Genomic DNA, 6,266 nt, shown 5'->3' on the forward strand with positions numbered 1-6,266 from the left:
AGTAAAGGTTAGAAATTCTCAAATATTAGTTAGTAATGGTAATATGTATTTTGGAAAAGATGGCAAAACAGACTATATAGTTGAAGAAAACAAAAAACCAATTGAGTTTGTTGTTTATAGTACTACAATTTTAAATACTTTAGAATTAATTAATACTGAAACAAAGGAAAAATATCAAATAGAGATTACAGATTCTAAAAAAGACGACATGTCTGGTGCTTATGTTGGAATTGGATATACCTCTACTTTATTAAAAGGAGAATATAATTTGAGCACAAAAAGTAATGACTTTTTATTATTTGCAAATAATAGTGAGACTTCTACTGCGTTTGCTTTAAATTTAAATTTTAACGAAAAAGAAGGCTATAATGGAGAGGTTTTAGAAATAGGTATTGCAAATAAAGACAATGCTATTAATTTTGATGCTGTTAGTGTAGTGGCAAGCCTATCTGAAGTTGCTTCAGGACATGATAAACAAATAGCGATAGATAGAGTGAAAATTAACGAGTATGCTTTTAAGCCAACTAGCAAAGAAGGTATGTTTGCAGTTTCATTTCCTAATTTAAATCCAGGTAGTGTATATTCTATTAGAGTAGAAGCGAAAGCAAAAAATGGAGACGTTTTATTGTCTAGAAACATTGTAAAAACGTTTTATGTACGTCAAGATATACAGATGCAAAATGTATCTGTAAAAGAAGAAATTACTCCTGTAAAAGATAATATTAACATGGGAAGTATAGAGCTATATCCAAATCCAGCTTCTGGTGTTGTTACAATTAGTAGTCAAGAAGAAACTATTAATGCGATACAATTAATGAGTGCTAGAGGAACTATTTTAGAAACTATTTTAATTAATAATACTGAGTATAAATTAAATATTGAGAAATACAATTTACCTAAAGGTTTGTACTTATTAAAAGTAACAACTAATACTGGTACTAGTGTAGAAAAACTGCTTGTTGATTAAGCACTAAAAATTAAAGCTAAATATAATGTTTGGCTTATTTTCAAAGCCTTTTAACTTAATTGTTAAAAGGTTTTTTTATAATAAGAAGTAAGTTGTAATTTAAAAATAGAGGCACAGAAAGTAGAAGCTAAAAACTTTTGGTTATTTTTACAGCAATTACTAAAATGACTTCAGATTAAGTAAACACTTAAAAATAAAATGACTTTACCAAAATACATACTAGGTGATAATACCGATTTGCCAAACGCAATCTTTGTAATCCATACAGAGTTTCCAATGTTTATTATAAACCTGGAAGATGATGAGGTAGAGTGGTTAGAAGATTTCGATCAACACGACCAAAAAGAATTAGAAACAGAAATTGAAAACTTAATTAAAGACGCAACAGCTTTTTACGACAGAGAAGTATCGCGTTACGACGATTAATGCGTTAGGGATAGAAGCGGCATCCTTTTTTATGTCCATTCGAGTGTTTTGTAAGGAACGCGCAAAATGTATCGAGAATACATAAAAAAGATATAGCGGATAGCCCGACCTTTAGGTAACGCCCAAAATAATAGTAGATGTTAGATCAATTAATAGAATACGATAAAGAGCTCTTTTTATTCCTTAATAATTTAGGAACTGAGACTTGGGATAATTTGTGGCTTGTTATTACTAACAAGTTTTCTTTTATTCCATTATATGCTATTTTGTTGTTCTTAATTTTTAAGAAATTAGGATTAAAAGGACTGTTATTAATGCTTTTAGTTATTGTATTAATGGTCACGTTTACAGACCAAATAACCAATGTTTTTAAGCGCGGATTCGAACGTTTTAGACCTTGTGGTCAAGAAGGTGTTATGGAGTACACGCGTTTTATAGCTGTGCGTTGTGGAAAATATGGTTTCTTTTCAGGACATTCATCTAATACAATGGCAGCTGCTATTTTTGCAGGTTTACTTTTAAAACCTTACTATAAAAACCTTATATTTATTTTAGTATTTTGGAGTGTTGTAGTCGCTTACAGTCGTATTTATGTTGGTGTACATTATCCGTTGGATATTGTTTGTGGCATGTTGTTTGGCGCCTTTTCAGGATTTATATTTTATAAGTTGGCAAAGTATATATTAAAACGCGTTTCTATTTCTTAGTAAGAATATAAAACACATTTTTTAAACGCGGATTGTTTTGGTTAGAAGTACTGCCAAAATAATTTAAATCGTAAGTAGTTATTTCTTTCATAGTATATTTGGCGCGTATTTTAGCTTCATTTTCTGGGCGCATTACATTTACTAATATCCCAAATTTATTTTCAGGCGGAAACACATAATGGTTTCTCTCTTGCTTAATTTCAGGTATCACATCTCCATAATCCCAAATAGCTTCTGGAACGATATTATTAATAGTATAGAGTTTAATGTTCCGTTTTTGGTTTTCTTCTTTTAAAGTTGAAAGACTCTTGAAGTTCTCATTTTTAAAAGCTTCGGAAAGTGGTAATACAAAAACAAATACAGATGCAAAAAAGAACACCGTTAGCATAAAAACATTTTTAATGTTTTTAGATTTTAACTGCTGCAATAGCAACACGCCAATAGTAAATAATACTATAGAAGCTATTATATATTTAAAAAGATGGGCTTGCAATTCTGTTTTAAACAACACAAACATTACAATAGGAAAAGCAAGACCTAAAAGCCCAACGAGTCCAAAACTAAAATAGACAGGAAGTGTTTCGCGTTTGTCTTTTAAAGTTTTAAATTTTCTAATAAGATACTCAATATAAAATCCAATATTAAAAGCTAACGGAATTAGTACAGGCATTAAATAGCGTGATTTTTTCATAGGTATTAACGACAGTAAAACAACTGCAGTAATAGTCCAAATAAAACTAAATTTATACGCTTTGTAATGGCTTACACGCTTTTTTAGATAAGGATATAATAAGGATATAAAAGCAGGAATTGCCCAAATACCACTTTGTGTAAAAAAGCTCCAATAATAATAAAAAGGCCTTGTGTTATAGTTTCTCCAGGTATTAGTTTCACTATTAACAATGGTATTTAATGTTGCAGAGTCTTGTAGTTTAACGAACAAATACCAAGAGCTTCCAATAGTTAGTCCTAATAAAATAGCAGCTAAAATAGAAGGCCATTTTTGTTTTATATTTTGGTATTTAAAACTAAAACCATAAGCAATTAAAAAGGGTAATAACAAAGCGTAAATAGAAATTGGACCTTTAGATAAAATAGAAAGGCCTAAAAAAATTCCAGCTTTAACAACAAACTTCCAATGCGTGTTTTTAGACTTAAAAATCTTAAATAAATAATAAATAGACACGAGCATAAAAGCATGTGTAAAAATATCTGAAGGTGCTTCAAAAGCAATACCTATTACGTAAAAAGAAGTGGTTAAAACCAAAGCATTAATCATACTTTGGGATCTTCCTTTTAAAACAGTTTTAGAAAAATAATACATAAAACTACCAGAAAGCATGACCATTAAAACGGCTGGTATTCGCATAGCAAATACACTTTTTGCGCCAAAAACAATACCGCTTAAAGCAGAAAACCAAGACGGTAAAGGTGGTTTTTGGTAGCGTGCAACGTTGTTCATTGTAGTTAAAAACCAATGGTCGTTGTTAAGCATTTCGCGAGCAGTTATAAAATTTCGAGCTTCCATTATAGACACTTGTAAAGTTTCCATATTAGGAAATAACATAAGCGCTACAAACAAACAAATAGCTAGTATAGGAAAGTTTTTAAGTAGTTTAGGCATTTTGTTTTTTTAGAATAATTAGATTTCTAATGTATATAACAGTTCCTAAAATGTGACCAACAAAAAGCACAGGATCTTGCCTAAAGATAGCATAAGTTAAAATAAGTAGCGAGCCTACTAAACTTAATGCCCAAAAGCCAAAAGGCAGAGAAGAGCTTTTATGCTTCTCAGAATATAACCATTGGTACACAAAACGTAAGGTAAAAATTACTTGAGAGATTATGCCTAAGAGTAATAACCAAAAAGGAATGTCTTCATTTTTAAAGAAAATATTTATATCTATTCTGTTATTATTAAAATAGAATAGCGTTATAAATATAGGCATAAATAGCAGTGTGAAACGTAAAATTAATGGTACTTTTTTCCATTGATTTTGAAGTTGTAAATTTCTAATGTATATAAAATAAGTTAGCGCTTGACCAAGCATAATTGCAAAATCATCTCTTAAATAACCATAAATAAAAAGTAGAAAGGACGCTATTAAACTTAAGGTCCAAAACAAGGTTGGTGTAACAACACGTTTTGTTTTTTCGCTTGAAATCCATTGTATAATTAATCGCGAGGAAAATAAAATTTGAGCCAAAAACCCAACGCTATAAATTATCCAATCGTTCATTATTTTTTGCTTGCTATTTCGTAATTAATATACTTTTTTTTCATCCATAAGTAAGCAAAGCAATCCATTAAAGGACCAAGTAATCTATTCCAAACGCCAAATTTAGCCTCTCCAGCAACTCTTGGAAAATGCTGTACAGGAATTTGTATAATAGTTCCGTTTTGTAATAAAATCATGGCTGGTAAAAAGCGATGTAAACCTCTAAACATGGGAATACGTTTAGCATAATCTGTTTTAATAACCTTTAAAGGGCAACCAGTATCGTCCATACCATCGTGCGTAAAACTACGACGAATACCATTTGCAATTTTAGACGACATGTTTTTTACAAAACTATCTTTTCTATTAGAGCGAACTCCAGTAACCAAGTCGTTAGTGCCAATATGTTCTAAAAGTAAATTAAAATCGGTTGGTGTCGTTTGTAAATCGCTATCTATGTAGCCAACAAGTTCAGTTTCTGTGTAGTCAAAACCAGCTTTAATGGCAGCACTTAAACCACGATTTTCTTTAAACGAAATAAAAGAAAACTCAAGATTTCTATTACTAATAGCTTCTATTATAGCTTGGCTTTTGTCTTTAGAACCATCGTTAACAAACAAAATTTTAGTTGTTTTTGTTGCTATTTTGGTGTAGGCTAATAATTCGGTTTCAACACGTAATAGGTTGTCTTCTTCGTTATAAACAGGAACAATGATGGTAAATTGGTAACTCATAAAACGTATTATATGAACTACAAATGTATTGTTTTTTTAAGAATAGAAATTGACTATCAAATAAAATATGTTTCTTTGTAATAACAGAATTAAAAACATGAAAATATTAGTAACTGGAGCTGCCGGATTTATTGGCTCTCATGCTTGCGAAGGTTTAAAAAAAAGTGGACACGATGTTATTGGTTTAGATAATTTTGATGCCTATTATAGTTTAGAACTAAAGCAGTTAAACGCGAAGTCTCTTAGTGCTAAAGGTATTACTATTATTAATAAAGATTTACGTGATAGCGCTTTCGCGGAAACACTACCAAAGGACATTAACTATATTTTTCATTTTGCTGCACAGCCAGGAATTTCACCATCATCTACATTCGAAGATTATTTTTCTAATAACATTATAGCAACCAAGAATTTAATAGACTTTGCATTAACACTAAACAATTTACAGCTGTTTGTAAATATAGGAACCTCTTCTGTTTATGGTTTAGAGGCTACTTTTCCAGAAACTCAAGCACCAAAACCAGCCTCTTATTATGGTGTAACAAAATTAACAGCAGAGCAATTAGTACTTCAAAAAAGTAGAATGAAGCAGTTTCAAGCTTGTTCTTTGCGTTTGTATTCTGTAATTGGACCACGAGAACGTCCAGAAAAAATGTACACTAAGTTAATAGCTTGTGCGTTTAATAATACTAAGTTTCCTTTATATAAAGGCAGTGCTACTCACCTAAGAAGTTTTACTTATGTTGGAGATATTGTGGATGGTGTTTTAAGTGTTATTGGTAACGAAACTAAAGTAAATGGTGAAATTATTAATTTAGGAACAACAGTAGAACACAGCACACAAGATGGTATTGATGCTGTAGAACAAGTGATTGGGAAATCTATTAAAATAAACCATGTTGCAGCAAGAGCAGGAGATCAATTGCGTACTAAAGCGAATATTGATAAAGCGAGGAAGTTGTTAAATTATAATCCAGAAACTACTTTGTTGGAAAGTGTAAAAGCGCAAATAGAATGGTATAAGGCTAATTTTTTGTAGTTGGTTTTACTTGGAGTGAAGTAAATAATTTTTTTCGTTTTTTGAAGAGTGTCTTGTCCTGAAATATGGCTACAAGTTAAAATTGATTTTTAGGCTGATAATTGATATACCATATTTGGTGTTTTATAGTCTAAAGATAAATGTAATCTTATTTCGTTGTATAAATTAATTGCA

The 6,266-nt window shown here is 30.5% G+C and carries 7 protein-coding genes; 4 read left to right on the forward strand and 3 right to left on the reverse strand.

Features of this window, described 5'->3' with window-relative positions:
- The 3 genes from Q0C58_RS01030 to Q0C58_RS01040 form a co-directional block, all read left to right on the forward strand.
- Positions 1-967, forward strand: a 967-nt coding sequence (locus Q0C58_RS01030) for a T9SS type A sorting domain-containing protein (protein ID WP_290696473.1), incomplete at its 5' end; no start/stop codon positions are given.
- A gap of 198 nt (positions 968-1,165) precedes the next feature.
- Entirely contained in the window at positions 1,166-1,393 is a 228-nt protein-coding gene (locus Q0C58_RS01035; RefSeq protein ID WP_290696475.1) for a hypothetical protein, read from the forward strand.
- Between the two features lie 137 nt (positions 1,394-1,530).
- Entirely contained in the window at positions 1,531-2,100 is a 570-nt protein-coding gene (locus Q0C58_RS01040; protein ID WP_290696476.1) for a phosphatase PAP2 family protein, read from the forward strand.
- Here the strand turns inward: Q0C58_RS01040 and Q0C58_RS01045 are convergent.
- Genes Q0C58_RS01045 through Q0C58_RS01055 form a run of 3 tightly spaced genes read right to left on the reverse strand, consistent with a single transcriptional unit; the run spans position 2,090 to position 5,053 of the window.
- Positions 2,090-3,724: a glycosyltransferase family 39 protein gene (locus Q0C58_RS01045; RefSeq protein ID WP_290696477.1), complete on the reverse strand. Its 1,635-nt coding sequence runs from the start codon at positions 3,722-3,724 to the stop codon at positions 2,090-2,092. The genes Q0C58_RS01040 and Q0C58_RS01045 overlap by 11 nt on opposite strands.
- Positions 3,717-4,340 (reverse strand): lipid-A-disaccharide synthase N-terminal domain-containing protein, encoded by a 624-nt coding sequence (locus Q0C58_RS01050; RefSeq protein ID WP_290696478.1) that lies wholly within the window; start codon positions 4,338-4,340, stop codon positions 3,717-3,719. Before Q0C58_RS01050 ends, Q0C58_RS01045 begins: the two co-directional genes overlap by 8 nt.
- The gene (locus Q0C58_RS01055; RefSeq protein ID WP_290696479.1) at positions 4,340-5,053 is read right to left on the reverse strand and encodes a glycosyltransferase family 2 protein; all 714 of its coding nucleotides are present in this window, start codon (positions 5,051-5,053) and stop codon (positions 4,340-4,342) included. The genes Q0C58_RS01050 and Q0C58_RS01055 overlap by 1 nt, the downstream gene beginning before the upstream one ends.
- A 97-nt stretch (positions 5,054-5,150) precedes the next feature.
- On the opposite strand from Q0C58_RS01055, the gene Q0C58_RS01060 reads away from it, so the two are divergent.
- Positions 5,151-6,092 (forward strand): NAD(P)-dependent oxidoreductase, encoded by a 942-nt coding sequence (locus Q0C58_RS01060; protein ID WP_290696480.1) that lies wholly within the window; start codon positions 5,151-5,153, stop codon positions 6,090-6,092.
- The last annotated feature ends 174 nt before the right edge of the window (positions 6,093-6,266 follow it).

Source organism: Lacinutrix sp., from assembly GCF_023299985.1.
Taxonomy (GTDB): domain Bacteria; phylum Bacteroidota; class Bacteroidia; order Flavobacteriales; family Flavobacteriaceae; genus Lacinutrix.

What these genes read in the sequence shown, in the direction of transcription:
- Q0C58_RS01040 (WP_290696476.1), top strand. Translation starts at nt 1,531, where the DNA reads ATGTTAGATCAATTAATAGAATACGATAAAGAGCTCTTTTTATTCCTT.
- Q0C58_RS01045 (WP_290696477.1), bottom strand. Translation starts at nt 3,724, where the DNA reads ATGCCTAAACTACTTAAAAACTTTCCTATACTAGCTATTTGTTTGTTT.
- Q0C58_RS01055 (WP_290696479.1), bottom strand. Translation starts at nt 5,053, where the DNA reads ATGAGTTACCAATTTACCATCATTGTTCCTGTTTATAACGAAGAAGAC.
- Q0C58_RS01060 (WP_290696480.1), top strand. Translation starts at nt 5,151, where the DNA reads ATGAAAATATTAGTAACTGGAGCTGCCGGATTTATTGGCTCTCATGCT.
- Q0C58_RS01035 (WP_290696475.1), top strand. Translation starts at nt 1,166, where the DNA reads ATGACTTTACCAAAATACATACTAGGTGATAATACCGATTTGCCAAAC.
- Q0C58_RS01050 (WP_290696478.1), bottom strand. Translation starts at nt 4,340, where the DNA reads ATGAACGATTGGATAATTTATAGCGTTGGGTTTTTGGCTCAAATTTTA.